At 62.6% G+C, this 17,088-nt stretch carries 12 protein-coding genes; 4 read left to right on the top strand and 8 right to left on the bottom strand.

The window, feature by feature from the left end; translation table 11 throughout:
- Positions 1–156 precede the first annotated feature (156 nt).
- A complete protein-coding gene (locus tag QNH97_RS13480; protein ID WP_283557279.1) occupies positions 157–1,119 on the top strand; it encodes a class I SAM-dependent methyltransferase in 963 nt (320 codons plus the stop codon).
- Here QNH97_RS13480 and QNH97_RS13475 read toward each other — a convergent pair.
- From QNH97_RS13475 to QNH97_RS13460, 4 genes are all read right to left on the bottom strand, one after another.
- A complete protein-coding gene (locus tag QNH97_RS13475; RefSeq protein ID WP_283557278.1) occupies positions 1,113–6,209 on the bottom strand; it encodes a dermonecrotic toxin domain-containing protein in 5,097 nt (1,698 codons plus the stop codon). The genes QNH97_RS13480 and QNH97_RS13475 overlap by 7 nt on opposite strands.
- A gap of 146 nt (positions 6,210–6,355) precedes the next feature.
- A complete protein-coding gene (locus tag QNH97_RS13470; RefSeq protein WP_283557277.1) occupies positions 6,356–6,958 on the bottom strand; it encodes a LysE family translocator in 603 nt (200 codons plus the stop codon).
- A 53-nt stretch (positions 6,959–7,011) separates the two neighbouring features.
- Entirely contained in the window at positions 7,012–7,848 is an 837-nt protein-coding gene (locus tag QNH97_RS13465) for an AraC family transcriptional regulator (RefSeq protein ID WP_283557276.1), read from the bottom strand.
- A gap of 192 nt (positions 7,849–8,040) precedes the next feature.
- A complete protein-coding gene (locus QNH97_RS13460) occupies positions 8,041–8,454 on the bottom strand; it encodes a GlcG/HbpS family heme-binding protein (RefSeq protein ID WP_283557275.1) in 414 nt (137 codons plus the stop codon).
- A 226-nt stretch (positions 8,455–8,680) separates the two neighbouring features.
- On the opposite strand from QNH97_RS13460, the gene QNH97_RS13455 reads away from it, so the two are divergent.
- Together QNH97_RS13455 and QNH97_RS13450 are read left to right on the top strand one after the other, a co-directional pair.
- Complete coding sequence (locus QNH97_RS13455; protein WP_283557274.1) at positions 8,681–9,766, top strand: Rieske 2Fe-2S domain-containing protein; 1,086 nt, start codon at positions 8,681–8,683, stop codon at positions 9,764–9,766.
- Positions 9,763–10,713 carry a PDR/VanB family oxidoreductase gene (locus tag QNH97_RS13450; protein WP_283557273.1) on the top strand — a complete coding sequence of 317 codons (951 nt, stop codon included), beginning with the start codon at positions 9,763–9,765 and terminating at the stop codon, positions 10,711–10,713. The genes QNH97_RS13455 and QNH97_RS13450 overlap by 4 nt, the downstream gene beginning before the upstream one ends.
- Before the next feature lie 233 nt (positions 10,714–10,946).
- Here QNH97_RS13450 and QNH97_RS13445 read toward each other — a convergent pair whose 3' ends face one another.
- The 4 genes from QNH97_RS13445 to QNH97_RS13430 form a co-directional block, all read right to left on the bottom strand.
- Positions 10,947–11,660 (bottom strand): GntR family transcriptional regulator, encoded by a 714-nt coding sequence (locus tag QNH97_RS13445; protein WP_283557272.1) that lies wholly within the window; start codon positions 11,658–11,660, stop codon positions 10,947–10,949.
- A gap of 205 nt (positions 11,661–11,865) precedes the next feature.
- Positions 11,866–13,743 carry a feruloyl-CoA synthase gene (locus tag QNH97_RS13440; RefSeq protein WP_283557271.1) on the bottom strand — a complete coding sequence of 626 codons (1,878 nt, stop codon included), beginning with the start codon at positions 13,741–13,743 and terminating at the stop codon, positions 11,866–11,868.
- Between the two features lie 144 nt (positions 13,744–13,887).
- Positions 13,888–15,336, bottom strand: coding sequence for an aldehyde dehydrogenase (locus QNH97_RS13435; protein WP_283557270.1), 1,449 nt, complete (start codon positions 15,334–15,336; stop codon positions 13,888–13,890).
- A 108-nt stretch (positions 15,337–15,444) separates the two neighbouring features.
- Complete coding sequence (locus QNH97_RS13430) at positions 15,445–16,275, bottom strand: p-hydroxycinnamoyl CoA hydratase/lyase (protein WP_063320869.1); 831 nt, start codon at positions 16,273–16,275, stop codon at positions 15,445–15,447.
- 215 nt (positions 16,276–16,490) lie between these two features.
- Between QNH97_RS13430 and QNH97_RS13425 the strand changes: the two genes are divergently transcribed.
- Positions 16,491–16,979, top strand: a complete 489-nt coding sequence (locus QNH97_RS13425; protein ID WP_283557269.1) for a MarR family winged helix-turn-helix transcriptional regulator — start codon at positions 16,491–16,493, stop codon at positions 16,977–16,979.
- Positions 16,980–17,088 lie beyond the last annotated feature (109 nt).

Raw genomic sequence — 17,088 nt, 5'->3', positions numbered from 1 at the left:
GCAACGGACCTGTGGCGAGGGAGCTTGCTCCCGCTGGGTCGCGCAGCGGCCCCAAAAAAGCGATGAGCGCTTCGCACTCAAGCGGGAGCAAGCTCCCTCGCCACCAGGGTCACGGGGTGGTTAGAATGCCGGCCCTTCGAATTGCTGGCCTTTGCGATGAACCCTGAAGCCCTTCAAACCCTGCAGACTCATTTACTGACGGCGCTGGCGTCTGCGCCCGCAGAAACCCGGCGCCTGTTCCATGGCCGTGGGCGCTGCTGGCCGGGGCTGGAGCAGATCACCGTCGACTGGCTGCAAGGGGTGGTGCTGGTCTCGTTGTTCAAGGAGCCGGAGCCGATACAACTGGACGGCTTGACGTCGATGTTGTTGGCCCTGACCACCTCGCCTGCCTGGCAACACAGCGCCGCCCATACCCTGGCCGTGCAGCATCGCTACCTGCCGCAGAGCCTCACCCAATGGCTGGTGGGCGAACCCGTCGAGGAATGGACCCTCACCGAAGGCGGCCTGCGTTACCGGATCGACCTGGGCAAAAAACAGAACAACGGTCTGTTCCTCGACATGCGCTACGGCCGCGACTGGGTGCGGGCCAATGCCAATGGCAAGCGTGTACTGAACCTGTTCGCCTACACCTGCGGTTTCTCGGTGGCGGCCATCGCTGGCGGGGCGCGGCATGTGGTCAACCTGGACATGTCCCGCGCCGCCCTGAGTCGTGGCCGCGACAACCATCGCCTGAACGGCCATGACCTGAGCCAGGTGAGCTTCCTTGGCCATGATTTGTTCAAATCCTGGGGCAAGGTGATCAACAGCGGACCGTACGACCTGGTGATCATCGATCCACCTACGTTCCAGAAAGGCAGTTTCCTGCTGACCAAGGACTACCAGCGCGTCCTGCGCCGCCTGCCGGAACTGCTGACCGCCGGGGGCACGGTCCTGGCCTGCAGCAACGACCCGGCCACCGGCCCGGGCTTCCTCATCGACGGCGTCACCCGCGAAGCACCGGGCCTGACGTTCGCACAGCAGCTGGAAAATCCCCCGGAATTTCCAGATGCCGATAGGGAATGTGGCCTGAAGGCGCTGGTGTTCAAAATGACGGTACCTGGCGATGGTTCTGATCAGTAAGCGCGCAGCGCCCACCAAGGGCTGACCAAGCCAGTAGTGATCCGCCTCACCAAGGCTTCAGTCTCCCGACTCTTGACCGAACGGTAGATGGCCATGGTGCGTCGCAACTGGTCTTCGCTAAGCATCACAGGCTGGGCGGCGCCCCAGTCCACATCCGCCACCGCCTCGAGCCTCACACGGTGCCAGACGATTCCTTCTGGCCCGGTGACTGATTCCAGGGCACTGGGCAGGTCGGCGTCCGGCTGGGCCAGGTTATCCAGCAATACCTGGGGCCAATGGGAAGGGTCCACCGGCTCGCTGAAGGCATCCACCAGGTTGTCCTCCATCGTGTCCCAGATTGCCAGGCCGTCGGACCATTCGCGGGACATCAACCCCAGGTAGGGTCGCCAGGTCAGCTCGCCGACGCGGGGTATTTGATCATTGCCGTTGAAGGAGTCCTGGGCGTCGCTGAGCCAGTTGATGAACCCTTCGCGCGTCATGGCCGCCTGGCGTAGCGCGGCCTCGGGATATCGGTTGGCCAGCACTCGGTCCCAATAGAGATGATGGCGACCCAGGAACCTCGAAAAAGGCACCCCTTGCGTTTCGAGGCGGCTGTGTTGAACCGCCTGGAACATCAGGAAATGCGCCTCCAGTTCGGCGACGTCTGGCGTTAGCCTGTCCAGCACGCGCGCTTGCAAGCGTGTGCGCAGTTGAGCCAGCTGCTGGTCGAAATCCGCGATCCGGGCCGAGAGGTCGGCATAGACGTCCGGGAAACCGGTGTAGTACTGCAGGATGCTGGTCGCCCGTTGACGATCTTCGGAGGCCAGCCCGCCCAGTACATCGGCATCGGCGTCGCGGATGAGGCCGGAGTACCAATCGATGAAGCGCCGCCCGCCGGCATCGTCGCGGGCCACCTCCAATGCCCGCTGGAGTTCGTGGAAGGGATCCAGCCAGTCGTCGACGGTGTAGCGAAAGGCCTGGGCGTCCACAGCGCGCAGGGTTCGGATCTGGGCGCTGGGTAGCGGATTATCTTCGAGCCAAAGCCCAAGGGTATTCCCCGTTGGCATGTTGCCCAGTGCCGGAATCAGATCACCCTGAATGTCAGTGATGCGATTGCCCTTGAGGTCGAGGAACAGCGGCTCGGATGAAGACTTGGATAACAGCCGCAGTGCCAGCGCTGGTACGCGGTCAAGCCCTGCGTTGGCCAGTTCCAGTGCCTCCAGGGCCACAAGTTCGGGCAGATCGGGCAAATCGCGGCAGTTGTTACCGCTCAGGCGCAATTCCCTCAAGGTCGTGGCGGTCCGCAGGAAGGCACTGCCCTCCTCATCCAGGCGCAGGCCGCAGCGAGCCAGGTCCAGGGTGCGCAATCCCGGTAAAGCGGTGATGGCCTGCAATTCCTCGGCGGTGAAATGCAAGTTGTCGGACCATACCAGCTCCTGCAGCGAGGGCAATTCTGCCAAGCGACCGATGGCTACGGCTCTGTCGGCACTGGCCACCGCCCCGCCGCTCACCTCGGACAGGTTCAGCTCCTGTAGGCGGGGGGCGCGGTCGGCGCCCAGCAAGGGGGCGAATACATCCGCGTCCAGGTTGAGCGGGTTCCTGCCCAACGACAGCTCCAGCAGATTGCGAAACTCGCCGGCCGCCGCTGGCACGGCGGTCAGGTTATTGCCGTGCAGGCGCAGCGTATCGATATTGGGAAACAGCCGCAGGAAATCCGAGGGGTCTTCACTCAAGCCCATGTGCGCCAACATCAGCTCTTCGATATGGTCGAAACGCGCGCTGAGGGGAGGAAGCCGGCCGATGTCCCACCCCGACAGACGCAACATCAGCTCGCTATCTTCCCGGCCCGGTTCGGGTTCACGTCGCCAGGCCCGGCGGATCTCCCTCGTCACCTCCCTGCGCACCGAAATCAGTTCATCACGGTTGTAACGGCTCTCGTTAGGGTGATGAAGGCCCTCCTCAACCTCCCATTGGCGCAGCCCTTCATCCAGGGTTGCCCATTCATGGGTCAACCGAGTGACCAGATCCTCGAGGCTGATGCGTTCGCGTCCGGCCTGCTCGGTCAAGCTACGTTGCAGCCCCTCTAAGGCAGCCCCAGCGTGGTGGGGATACAGCCGTTCAAGGCGCCCTTGCAGGCTGCCAAGCCAGCGCTGCAATGGGAGTCGTCCCCGTCCGCTCATGGGGTAACCAAAGTATCCGTTCAGCCATTGCGGCCCCTCATTCATGCTGTAGAAGCGCTTGAGTCGCAGGTACGGACGCAGGCCCTGCCGATCGCCAAGGGCTTGCTCGATAAGTGCCTCGCGCAGCTTGGCCGCCTCCCAGATGTTCAAGCCCAACGCGTTGCGTGCTTCGTCCGGCATCGCTCTGAGCAACGCTTCTTCCAGGCTCGAAGGCCCAGCCAGTTCGTTATCCGCTTCGTCAAAGGGAAGGTATTGGCCGTCCTCCTGGCGAATGACTTTCAACGGCCCTGCCTCTCCCACCGTGAGCGGGCCTTGCTGCTCGGGCGATGACAGACGCAGGTGCAGCCGACCGCGCAATCGCGCAGTGTTGCCAAGCAATCCCATGACAATGGCGTCCCGGTCGGTGCTGCTTTCGCCGCGTTCCAGGGCGCGCAAGGCACGGGTCAGGCGCAACTCGCTCAGGGCTTCTACACATTGCTTGCCCAGGCGCCCGGTAACCCGGCCCTTAAGCAGGCGCAACCGGTCCTGGCCCTGCGCCTGGTTGGCCAACTCGTTGGCCATGGACTCCGGCAAACCCGGGAAGGCACGCGCCACGGGAACGGCCAGCGGATCGAGCCCTGCGGGCCGGACCATGGCATCGCTCACTTGCGTCCCATGGCGCTCCAGGTAACCGGACCAGCGCCCAGCCAACAACCGACTGCGCTCCACCGGGTGCAGGCCAAGGGTGCTTTGCCCCAGCAGCGTGCGCTGTTCATCCACGCTCAGCCCAGCCAGGATGCGATCCGCCCAGGTGTCTTGCTCCAAGTCCACTTTGTGCAAGTCGAGAATGCGCGTAGCGGCTGTGTCGCCTGCGGAGTAAGTCTGCACCCCATCGTGGTAACGCAGCATCAAGTCCTTTGGCCAACCCGGCAGATCCATGAGGGTTTGCGCGATTCGAACAGGCACATGCCCTGGCGCTTCATCGCGGCGCAGACGCCCGATGGTCTGCTGCACCTTTTGCCAATTGCGCGCTTCGCTCAGGGCGTCGGCAAATAGCGCCGGCAGCGGCTGTCCTTCCACTTGCAGGTAACGCAGGTGCGCCTCGCTGATGCCAACCTGCCGTTGCAGGGCAAGGATCGTCTTGTCGTCCAGCTCGCCTGGCGTTTCGGCAAAGTCGCGCAACAGCTCCAGGTTGCTGCGCTGCAATGGATTGCGGTGCGCCCATCGCCAGCCGCGGGCACGGTTCCACTCCAACAGAGGCGTCACGCCTCGATGGCCGATGGGCAGGCGCAAGCCCAAGGCATCGACGCTCCCCTGCACCTCGAAGTATTGGCCTTCAATCTGCACCCATGCCTGGTCGGCCGTGCGCCAGACACCCCAGGCGTCCTGCTTGGCTTCCATGGGAGGTCGGCGCCGGGCCTGGAACGGGTTGACATCGCCGTTCCAGAGACGCGTCGTACCGTCACTCACCGGCATGGGTTCAACGGCCCCGCCGATGAACCCGAGGTAGGCGCCTTGAGCGATGCCAAACAAGACGTTGAAGATATGGTCGATGCCTTCCTGGGCATGGCCTTCGTTGAACGCCTGGATGCCCTCGAAAAATTCATACATCAAACGCACCCCGCCCACCGCCGCTGCGGCCATCCCGATCGGCGCGCAAAACGGGATGAAGCTGACGGCGAGCATCAACGAACGCTCGGCGAGGCTTTCCCAATACTCAAGGCGAGCCAGCAGCGCCTGCCAGTCCTGATCCTTGGTGGGGACCATCAGCGCCGAGGCATTGGCCAGGGTGTGGGTGCGCCATTCGTGATAGCGATCGTCCCAGTGATTTTCGCGCACATCGCTAAGGTTCCAGGGCACGTGGGGCGTCGGCACCCGAATGCGTCGGGGGTTGCCATCCTCACCCAGCTCGCCCTCTCGCCAGCCGGTAATGCGCGCGTGGATTTCCTGAAAGAGATTGAGGTTGTCATTTACCTCCCACTCCACCTGATCATGCAGGGCCTCGCCTAACCGGGCCTGCAAGCGCATCGGGAGGTAACGCAGCAGGCTCTGGCGATAACTGCGCTTGCGCATCCGTTCGGTCAGCTGAGCTGCCATGGCCTGCAAGCTGGGAAATTGCTTGATGGGCGCCACCACGTCATGGGGCAGGTGCAAGACGACTGGGCGTACGCCTTTGGCATCTGCTGCCAGGCCCCAATACACCCGAGCACCGAACAGCGGCGCCGACAGCACCTCCAGCGCCTTGACCTCACAAGCCAAGGGGACCACGGGGCGATCTTCAAGCTGCACCCCGACATAAGCCAGCAATCGCTCACCCGTTTCATCCAGGCGTCCATCCAGCTTCGCCTCGTAGGCGTCGTAGGCCAGCTGGCTACGTGCGTAGGCCCTATAGGCCTTGGCGACGGCGGTCACCTCGCTGCCGATACGCGGCAGCCGTTGTTCGAGCAAGCGCTGATAAGCCCCGCCCACATCCACCTGTCGACAGAGCCGCGCGAAGCTGGCCGGGGTCGTGGGCAGCGCCGCCGTGGCTGACGGCGCCCCCCAACGGCTGAACTCTCCAGGCTTGCCCTTGATGAAGAGTTCGCCTTGTTTATCAAACTCGCTGCCGGCGCTCGCATCGGCGGGAGGGTAATTGCGCATGGCCGCTTCGACCACCGACAGCGAGGCGCCGAAGGGATCGCGCTTGACCCGGGCCCGACGTACCGCACCCGCAACACCGCCAGTGCCATTCACTGGCCCCCAGGCCTGCACCGGCGGCTGAGCTTGCAGCAGGTTGCACGTAAAGGTATCGGGGGCCGGCAAGTCGATCATCAGCTCATTGAGGGTGTCGCTGTCGCGCTGTAATTGCTGGGCAAGGACCTTGAAACGTTTCTGATGGCCCCGTGAAGCGCGTTTCAACCAGATGGGCAGCCTGGCCTGGATGAACTCGACATGGGTCTCGAGCGTGGACATATTGGACCTCCTTCCTTGGGGGCGATGAATGCGTTGGCGTGGCCGATGCTCTCCAAACCGATGGTTTTTGGAAACCGCGCAACCGTTGCAAAGGGTTGCGGGCGTCGGGATACCCCTTGACCCATGTCATGCACAAAACCTGTGGCTCAGACCACCAACGTCGCCCACGCCGACACCAGCAACAATACCGCCATGGCCCGATTGAACCGCCCCATCGCCACGGCGGAACGGCAGAACCTGGCAGCACCGAGGCCCAGGTAGGCCCACACGGTCATGCACGGAATGGAAATTGCGAAAAACGCCAGGGAAAGCCAGAGCACCCGCACGGTACGGTCCGCCTCGGCGCCGGCAAACACGCTGACCACCGCCAGCGCCATCATCCAGGTTTTCGGGTTCACCAACTGCAACCCGGCCGCCCCCGCCAGGCCAAGCCGTGGACCTTCAACAGGCCGGTCCGGGTCAATGGCCTGGGCCGGCGCGCTGAAAATCTTCCAGGCCATCCAACTCAACCAGGCAATGCCGGCCCATGAGAGCAGCGTTTGAATCGTGGCATGGCGCGCGAGCACATCCCCCAACCCCGTACCGACCAGGAGCACCAACAAAGCTGCCGCTGCGCACGCGCCAAGGATGATTGGCAAGGTCGATGCCAGGCCAAAGCGAGAGCTATGGCTCAGCACCAGGATGTTGGTCGGGCCCGGGGTGATGGAGGCGACAAAGGCGAACAAGGCAAACGGCAGCAACTGGTCCATGGAGCAACTTCTCGGTGAATGATCGTCGCTTGATCATCCCCAGGAAGGGCTGCTCAGTCTGGAACAATTGAGCAACGCTTGCGGTAGTCCACCGGGCTCAGTCGATAGGCGCGCTGGAACCAACGGCCCAAGTGACTTTGGTCGGCAAATCCAAGCATGGCCGCCACCGCCACGGCGCTCTCACCTCGGGCCAGCAAACGCCGGGCGCGAGCGAGGCGCAACTGGATCAGGTAGGCATGGGGCGCCAGGCCGAAAGCGGCCTTGAATGCACGGGTCAGGCGGAAACGATCAACACCGGTGACCCGCGCCAGGTCATCCAGCCCGATGTCTTCGTGCAGATGACTGTGCAGATAATCCCGGGCCTGCTGGGCGACCAGCGGCAATCGTGGGTCGGGATTGATCCGCGTCCGCCAGTGCAAGTGTTGGGTCAGATTGGCCAAGAGTGTGTCGAGGGCCGTCTGCCGCACGATGCGGATTTCCTGCTCGTGCAGGCTCTGGAACGCCAGGGCTGTGGCGCTCGCCAGCCGTGCGTCGTCAGTCAACGTGGCGGCAAAACCCAGCTGGGCGTTGTCCGGCGCCTCGTCGAACAAAGAGCGCAGTTCGCGCTCCAGCCAATGGGGTTCCAGGTACAGCGTACGGTAGGTAAAGCCCTTGTCGTGAGGCGCATTGCCGTCATGCAACTCACCGGGTTCGAGCAAAAACACCTTGCCCGGCGTACTGTTGTGCTGCTGCCGGCGGCAATGGAACTGTTGCACGCCCTGCTCGGTCACGCCCACCAGGTACGCGTCATGCCAATGGGGATCGTAGGCATGCCCCTCGAAATGCGCGCGCACGGTCTCGATGCCAGACGTGGCGTCCTGCTTGAGATCGATCCAGTTGCGCGCCGTCATGGGCAGCCTCGTTTTGTGTATCCGCTGGAGCAGATTAATCGCTCGTGGGGATGACGTCTGGAAGATTTGTGCAATCCCCTGTGGGGGCTAGCTTGCTCGTGATGGCGGCTTATCAGTCGATGCAGGTGTTGAATGACCCACCGCTATCGCGAGCAAGCTCGCTCCCACAGGGTATCAGGCCCAGCCCAAGGCTCAGGCTTGCGGCAGCGCCGCCTCCACCGCCAACCGCGCCAATTCCGCATCCTGCTCGGCCTTGACCCCGGACACGCCAATGGCGCCGATGCATTGGCCGTCGTGGCGGATGGTCACGCCGCCTTCGAGCATGCCTTGCAGGTGCGGAGCGCTGAGGAAGGCATAGCGGCCGCCGTTGATCATGTCCTCGAAAACCTTGCTGTCGCGCCTGCCCATGGCGGCAGTGCGGGCTTTTTCGGTGGCGATATAGGCCGACACCGGTGAGGCATCGTCCAAGCGCAACATTCCCAGGGGATGACCGCCGTCGTCCACCACGCAGATCGAGACCGCCCATTGGCGCTGATGAGCCAATTCCTTGGCCGCCAAGAGCAATTGCGCAACGTCTTGTTCAGCGAGTACTGCTTTGGTTTTCATGAATCACTCCGTGTTGTGCGACAGAAAGCCTTGCCGAGTATTGAGCTTGGATGAAGTTTGAGCCAACAAATTCGACATGCAGGTCTCCGTGTTTTTTTGAATCAGTTCCAATGGATCCATTGACGGAGGCCGATTGTCTTGTTTAATGCCGAAATCATTGACAAGCGAATTAGTTAAGAGAGTTAATGGATCCATAGATAAAAACAAAACGCCTGGAGGCCCTGTCATGTTCCCCAAAAACACCTGGTACGTTGCCTGCACCCCCGATGAAATCGCCGACAAACCTCTGGGTCGCCAGATCTGTGGAGAGAAGATGGTTTTTTTCCGTGGGCATGAAGGCAAGGTCGCGGCAGTGGAAGACTTCTGCCCTCACCGTGGCGCCCCGCTCTCCTTGGGCTACGTCGAAAACGGCAACCTGGTGTGCGGCTATCACGGGCTGGTGATGGGGGGCGATGGCAAGACCGTGGAAATGCCGGGACAACGGGTGCGGGGATTTCCTTGCAACAAGAGCTTTGCGATAGAGGAACGCCATGGCTTCATCTGGGTCTGGCCCGGTGACCAGGCGCTGGCGGATCCGGCGCTGATCCATCATCTGGAGTGGGCCGAAAGTGATGAGTGGGCCTACGGTGGCGGCCTGTTCCATATCCAATGCGACTACCGCCTGATGATCGACAACCTGATGGACCTGACCCACGAAACCTATGTGCACGCCTCCAGCATCGGCCAGAAGGAAATCGACGAGGCGCCGCCCGTGACCACGGTCGAAGGCGACGAAGTGGTCACCGCCCGGCACATGGAAAACATCATGGCTCCGCCCTTCTGGCGCATGGCGTTGCGCGGCAACAACCTGGCCGACGACGTGCCGGTGGATCGCTGGCAGATCTGCCGCTTCACCCCGCCCAGCCATGTGCTGATCGAAGTGGGCGTGGCCCATGCCGGCAACGGCGGTTATCACGCCGCGCCGCAATTCAAGGCGTCGAGCATCGTGGTGGATTTCATCACGCCGGAAACCGAAACCTCCATCTGGTACTTCTGGGGCATGGCCCGGCACTTCCAGCCACAGGATGAAGCGCTGACCGCGAGCATTCGCGAAGGCCAGGGCAAGATTTTCAGCGAAGACCTGGAGATGCTTGAGCGCCAGCAACGCAATCTGCTGGACCATCCGCAACGCAACCTGCTCAAGCTCAACATCGATGCCGGCGGCGTGCAGTCGCGTCGGGTGCTGGAGCGTTGGATCGCCCGGGAGCGTGAAGCCCAGCCCGGATTGATTGCCAGCAGCCATCAGCCGCAACTGGCGGAGCAACGGCCATGATCGAAGTCCAGGTGGCGGCGCGGCACAACGAAGCCGTCGATATCTGCAGTTACGAGCTGATCCGTGTCGACGGTCTACCACTGCCGGCGTTCACGGCAGGTGCCCATATCGACGTGCATTTGCCCAACGGCCTGATACGCCAGTATTCGCTGTGCAACCACCCCGAGGAGCGGCATCGCTACCTCATTGGCGTGCTCAAGGACCCCGCCTCGCGCGGCGGTTCGCGCAGTTTGCATGAGTTGATCCAACCCGGCGTGCGCCTGCACATCAGCGAGCCCCGCAACCTGTTTGGCCTCGCCCCTGAGGCCCGGCGCAGCCTGTTGTTTGCCGGCGGCATCGGCATTACGCCGATCTTGAGCATGGCCGAGCACCTGGCCCAGAGCGGCGCAGCGTTCGAACTGCACTACTGCGCCCGTTCCCGGGAGCGTGCAGCCTTTGTCGAGCGTTTGCACCGGTCGCCGTATGCCGACCGGGTCTTCCTGCATTTCGATGAAGAACCCGAGACCTTGCTGGACGCCGCTCGGGTGCTGGCTGAGCCCAGTGATGACCTGCACCTTTATGTGTGCGGTCCCGGCGGTTTCATGCAGCACGTACTCGACACCGCCAAAGTCCAGGGCTGGCAGGAACCCCACCTGCACCGTGAGTACTTCGCCGCTGCGCCTGCCGACACCAGCGCCGATGGCCGTTTCTCAGTAAAACTGGCCAGCAGCGGCCAGGTCTTCGAAGTGCCGCCGGACCGCAGTGTGGTGCAGGTGCTGGAAAGCCATGGCATCGAGGTTCCGATTTCCTGCGAACAAGGCGTCTGTGGCACCTGCCTGACCCGCGTGCTGGAAGGTGTGCCGGAGCATCGGGACATGTTTCTGACCGAGGCTGAACAGGCTTGCAACGATCAGTTCACGCCGTGTTGTTCTCGGTCGAAGACGCCGTTGCTGGTGTTGGATCTCTAACCCCCAGATCACACAAGCTCCACAGGTAATACGGTTCATTTAAGAACAATGATGGACCTGTGGCGAGGGAGCTTGCTCCCGCTCGGCTGCGAAGCAGTCGTAAACCGGCGAATGCGGTGTGTCTGATACTCCGCATTTGGCAGGTTTTGGGGCCGCTTCGCGGCCCAGCGGGAGCAAGCTCCCTCGCCACAGGTCTGTCTTATTGCCTTAAGTGAACAGCATTACATGGGCTTTCACTCTGAACGCAGAATCACCGTCATCCGCTCATCCGCCAGCGTCGAGCCGAACACCTCGGCATAACGCAAGGTCGCATTGGCATGCTCGCGCATGATCGCCTCGGCACGGGCGCCCTGGCGATGGACCAGTGCGTCGAACACCGAATGGTGCTGCATGTGGGCATAGTTGAAACGGCGAAACTCCCCAGCCATGTTCTGACGATCCACTGCCAAGGCGGTGACTGAGGCGAAAGGCAAATGATCGTTACGGGCCAGTGCATCGGCAATCGCAGGGTTGTGGCTGCCTTCGACGATCACCTGATGAAAGCGCATATTGAGGTCGTGATACACCTCCAAGTCATCCTCGGTCACATAGCCTTTGGCGAACAGTTCGTCGCCCTGCACCAGACACTGTTCGAGTATCGCCCGGCCCTCATCGGACAAACCACGTTCGGCCGTCTGCCGGGCGGCCAGGCCTTCCAGCACACCCCGCACCTCTACGGCCCCGGCGATTTCCTCGGCACTCACCGAACGCACCTGGAATCCCCGCCCGCCGAAGCGTACCAGCAACCCTTCCTGCTCCAGCGTGCGGAACGCCATGCGCACCGGCATCCGCGAAACGCCGAATAGTTCAGCGGTGGGAATTTCCATCAAGCGCTCACCGGCCGCCAACTCGCCCGAGGCGATCATTCTGCGCAGCGCCACCAGCACCGTTTGGCCAGGCTTACTCATCCAGGTGAATTCCAGAGAAAAGAGAACCGGCATAGTAAAAGGCTTGAGGCAGCGTGTCACGGCGGGGGCTGGGCTGAGGGCTGAACGAGTCGAAGATGAAAAACCTGTGGGAGCGAGCTTGCTCGCGATGACGGTGTGTCAGCCAACATCAATGCTGCTGGACTACCGCTATCGCGAGCAAGCTCGCTCCCACAAGGATTGGGGATTAACCCGGCGACCCGGCCCGTAGGATCGACGGGTCTTCACCGCGATACAGCGCCTCGACTTTCGCCGCTCGCCACTGCAACACGGCCCGCTGGTTGATCGAGCCCTTGTCGGTGATTTCGCCGCGATCGATGGACGCCGGTTCATCGAGCAAGGCTATCCACTCCACGCGACTGGCGTTGCCGCTCGCTGCGCGGTTCAGGCGTTGCAACCAGTCGGCAAACCAGCGACGTACCGGCGGGCTGGCGAGCACTTGGGCATCGCTGGAGTGCGAGGCCAGGCCCGACAGGCGTCGGCACTCAGCAAGCCTTGGGAACACCAACGCACCCAGGCACTCGCGATCTGGCGCAGTGATCACCAAGTCCTGGACGTAAGGCGTGCCTTCCAGCACGGCTCGATTACGCAACGGACCGACACTGACGAACACGCCGGAGGACAACTTGAAGTCTTCGGCAATCCGGCCATCGAACATCAAGCCCAGTTGCGGGTTGCCCGGATCGGCCAGCTTGATCGCGTCACCCGAGCAGTAGAAACCGTCCTCGTCGAACACCTCGGCGGTCTGCTGCGGCGAGCGCCAGTAACCGGGCATGATGTGCGGCCCGCGAAAGCGTCCTTCGAACTTGCCATCCACCGGCACCAGCCGCACTTCGCAACCCGGCGCCGGCAGGCCGATGTAACCGGCCATGGACAATGGCCCGGTGGTGAACGTGCAGGACGGCGCCGCCTCGGTCATTCCCAGCCCGGCCATCATCCGGATCCGTTCGCCACAATGCTGCTCGGCCACTTTGTCGAGGCGATCCCAGGTGCTTTGGGACAAACCCGCCGCGGCAAAGAAGAACAGGCTGATGCGCTTGAAAAAACGCTCACGCAACTCGCCGTCCTGCTCCAGGGCACTGACCAGTTCTTCCCAGCCCTTGGGCACTGTCAGATAAGCGGTGGGCGAAATCTCCTTGAGGTTGCGCAAGGTTTCGGCAAAGCCTTGGGCTGTAGGCTTGCCGTCGTCCAGGTAGAACGTGCCGCCGTTGTACAGCACGATGCCGACGTTGTGGCTGCCGCCGAAGGTGTGGTTCCACGGCAACCAGTCCACCAGCACCGGCGGCTCTTCACCGAATACCGGAAAGGTCTGCAGCAGCATCTGCTGGTTGGCGCAGAGCATGCGCTGGGTGGTGATCACCGCCTTTGGCAGCTTGGTCGAACCGGACGTGAAGAGAAACTTGGCGATGCTGTCCGGGCCGGTGGCGGCGAAGGCCCGCTCGGCCTCAACGCCGCCGGGTTGTGCCAGCAGGCTGGCGAAGCTTGTCCTCGCCCGGCCTGCCAGCTCACCCTGGACCGTGATCAAGGGAATATCGGCTGGCAATACGGCATTGATCGCCCGCTCGAACGGCGCGGCATTGCTGACGAACACCAGCCCCGGCTGCAACAGATCGCAGACGTGCCGTAGCTTGGCGAAATCCTGGGACAGCAATGAATAGGCGGGCGACACCGGGCAATACGGAATGCCGGCGTACATCGCACCGAGGGCCATTTGCAAGTGTTCAATGTCGTTGCCTGAGAGCAGCGCCAACGGTCTTTCGGCCGACAAGCCGTAGCCCAGCAGGCTTTGGGCAATGGCCCGGACACTCTCGAGCATCTGCGCATAGCTGACGCGACGCCAGTCACCGCCCGCCTCGCGCGCCGCGATAAACGTGTGTTGCGGGCGTACCTCGGCCCAGTGCACCAGGCGCTCGAGCAACCGCGCCGGCAACGGCGCCAGGGGTTCCAGGGAGCGCATGTGCAGGATGCCCTGCTCTTCCCGGACTTCAACAGCAGGATGACCAATCGACACCTGGCGATACTGCCCAGGGCCGGGTCGGGAGGACGATCTGAACTCGGAACTCACGTACATTTCCTCCACCAAGGCACGCTCGGGTCGCGCGAAGCGAGCGGAGCGTGGCAGCCTTTTGGCTGCGACCTTTTCATTGTTATTCTGGTCTGCACCGGGGCGATGGGCTTCAAGGCCCGCCCGCCAGCGGTGCGACGGATTTCAGATCGGGTAATGCCGGGGTCCGCTCTGCAACGTCACCCAACGCAACTGGGTGAAATGCTCGATGGACGCCTTGCCGCCAAAGCTGCCGTAACCGCTGGACTTGACCCCGCCGAAGGGCATTTGCGCCTCGTCGTGTACGGTCGGACCGTTGATGTGACAGATGCCCGACTCGATCCGTTGGGCCAAGGCCAGCGCACGTGTGGTATCACGGCTGAAGATCGCGGCCGAGAGGCCGAACTCGGAGTCGTTGGCCAGGCGCAGCAGCGCCTCGTCACCGTCACCGCGCAGGACCACGGCCACCGGGCCGAAGGACTCTTCGCGATACAGACGCATGTCCGGGGTCACACCATCGAGCAAGGTCGGCTGCAGGATACTGCCCTCCAACTGCCCTCCCGCCAGCAGTGTCGCGCCTTTGGCCAAGGCGTCGTCGATCAAGCCCTTGATGCGCTGGCCGGCGCTGACATCCACCAGCGAGCCGAGCACTGAATCGCCGGCAGCAGGATCACCGGCGCGCAGGGTGGCGATCTTGGCGGTCAGCCGGGAAACGAAGGCATCGGCCACGCGGGCATCGACGATCAGTCGCTCGGTGGACATGCATATCTGGCCTTGGTTGAAGTAGGCCCCGAAGGCCGCTGCTTGCACGGCGGCATCCAGATCGGCGTCATCGAGCACCAGCAGCGGCGCCTTGCCACCGAGTTCCAATAGGGCCGGCTTGAGGTGACGCGCCGACAGTTCGCCGACGATGCGCCCGACGTGGGTCGAACCGGTGAAGTTGACACGGCGCACCGCCGGGTTGGCGATCAACCGCTCGACAATGGCCGGCGCATCCGCTGGCGCATTGCAGATCACATTGACCACGCCGTCGCCCAGACCGGCGTCCTGCAGCACTTGGCCGATCAGCCGGTGCACGGCCGGGCTTATTTCAGAAGCCTTGAGCACCACGGTGTTGCCGCAGGCCAGGGGCATGGCGATGGCGCGGGTGGCAAGGATCACCGGAGCGTTCCACGGTGCGATACCCAGCACCACGCCGCACGGCTGACGCAAGGCCATGGCAAAACTGCCGGGCACATCCGAAGGAATGATTTCGCCGTTGATCTGGGTGGTCATGGAAGCGGCTTCGCGCAGCATGTTCGCCGCCAGGTGCACGTTGAAACCGTACCAATTGGCCATGGCACCGGTTTCGCCAGCGGCAGCGATGAATTCGCCGCTGCGGGCCTGCAACTGCTCGGCCGCACGCAGCAGACGGGTGCGACGTTCGTTGGGCGCCAGCGCAGCCCAGGCGGGAAACGCAGCTTGCGCAGCGGCCACGGCGGCGTCGGCATCTTCCAACGTGGCAGCAGCCACACGCGAGACCACTTCACCGGTCACCGGGTTGCAGCGCTCGAAGGTCCGGCCGTCACGGGCGGCGCACGACTGGCCGCCGATCAACAGGGGCACGTCCAGCATGGTGATTCCTCTTTATTGTCTTTATCGGGAATGCATCGCAGCGATGTAACAGTAGCGCCAGGGCGACGCAGCGAACAGCGGGATGCGGCCCGCTATTCGCCTGTCGACTCAGCGCTTATAGGTTTGCAAGCCAGGCTTGATGCTCTTGTCGTCCAGGAACTGCTTCATGCCCTGCTCGCGACCACCTTCGGTGTCGAGCAAACGCGACTGGTCGAGCTTGGCGTACAGGTAATCCTCGTTCTGCTCCCAGGTCAGTTCGCGGCAGCGTTTGAAGCCATGCTTGGCTGCTCGCAGCACCACCGGATTCTTCTCCAGCAGGTTGCGCGCCAGCGCCACGGTGACTTCACGCAGTTGCGCCAGGGGCACGCTTTCATTGACCAGGCCCATCTCGGCGGCTTTCTGCCCACCGAAGGTCTTGCCGGTCATGATGTAGTACAGCGACTGGCGATGGCCCACGGTATCGGCCATAGCCTTGCTGACCAAGTTACCGGGCGGAATGCCCCAGTTGATTTCCGAGAGCCCGAAGGTCGCTTCGTCGGCGCAGATCGCCAGGTCGCATGCCACCAGCGGGCTGAAACCGCCACCGAAGCACCAGCCGTTGACCATGGCAATGGTCGGCTTGGCGTACATGCGCAGCAGCTTCCACTGCCATTGCGAGGCTTCGCGACGAATTTTCTCTTGGAGGATTTCCGGGCCGGCATCCACCTCGCGGAAATACTCCTTGAGATCCATGCCGGCGGTCCAGGCATCACCAGCCCCGGTCAGCACCAGTACGCCGGCGGCGGGATCCTGTTCCAGGGTCTCCAACACGTCGATCATTTCGCGGTTGAGGGTCGGGCTCATGGCGTTACGCTTTTCCGGGCGATTAAGGGTCACCCAGGCAATGCCTTCCTCGATATCGACTTTGACCGTTTTCCAGCGACCTTCGTAATTGCTCATGATGCGTGCACTCTTGTTCTTGGCTGAAGATGATCAAAAACTAAACCTGAAATATAGTTATGTCAATTAACTATTAATCGATTTATCTGTATTTTTTCAACCACTGCTGGCAAGCAGCCGATCAACGAATATGCGATCCACCGTAGCCATCGCGTCACAACCTCGGGCAAACTGGATAGCCTTGTTAATCACTCACCTTGAGGATGCTCTCTTCGATGGCCAAGTCTTCCAAGCTTGCCGAACCCGCCGAAGCCCTGGCCGACGGCACCGACGCGCAGGTACCGCTGGACGCTGCGCTGGATGACCTGATCGGTTACGCCCTGCGCCGCGCCCAATTGAAACTGTTCCAGAACCTGATCGGCCGGCTTGCCGTCCACGATTTACGCCCCGCCCAATTCTCGGCCCTGGCGATCATCGACCAGAACCCCGGCCTGATGCAGGCCGACCTGGCCAAGGCCCTGGCGATCGAACCGCCGCAAGTGGTGCCGCTGTTGAACAAACTGGAAAGCCGGGCGCTGGCCGTGCGGGTGCGGTGCAAGCCGGACAAGCGTTCCTATGGGATTTTCCTGAGCAAGACCGGGGAAACCCTGCTCAAGGAACTCCAGCAGATCGCCGTCCAGAGCGATCTGGATTCCACGGCGGCCCTTTCGGATGGCGAGCGGGAGGAGTTGCTGCGGTTGCTGAAGAAGGTTTACCAGCGATAACGGATAGGCACCCGTGGCGAGGGAGCTTGCTCCCGCTGGGTTGCGATGCAGCCCCAAAACAGTCGGCTCAATCAGCCTGCCAGACCGCATTCACCGGTCTGGGGCTGCT

The organism is Pseudomonas sp. G2-4 (assembly GCF_030064125.1).
In the GTDB taxonomy this organism is placed as follows: Bacteria; Pseudomonadota; Gammaproteobacteria; order Pseudomonadales; family Pseudomonadaceae; genus Aquipseudomonas.
This window is presented reverse-complemented; position numbering and strand designations above follow the sequence as displayed.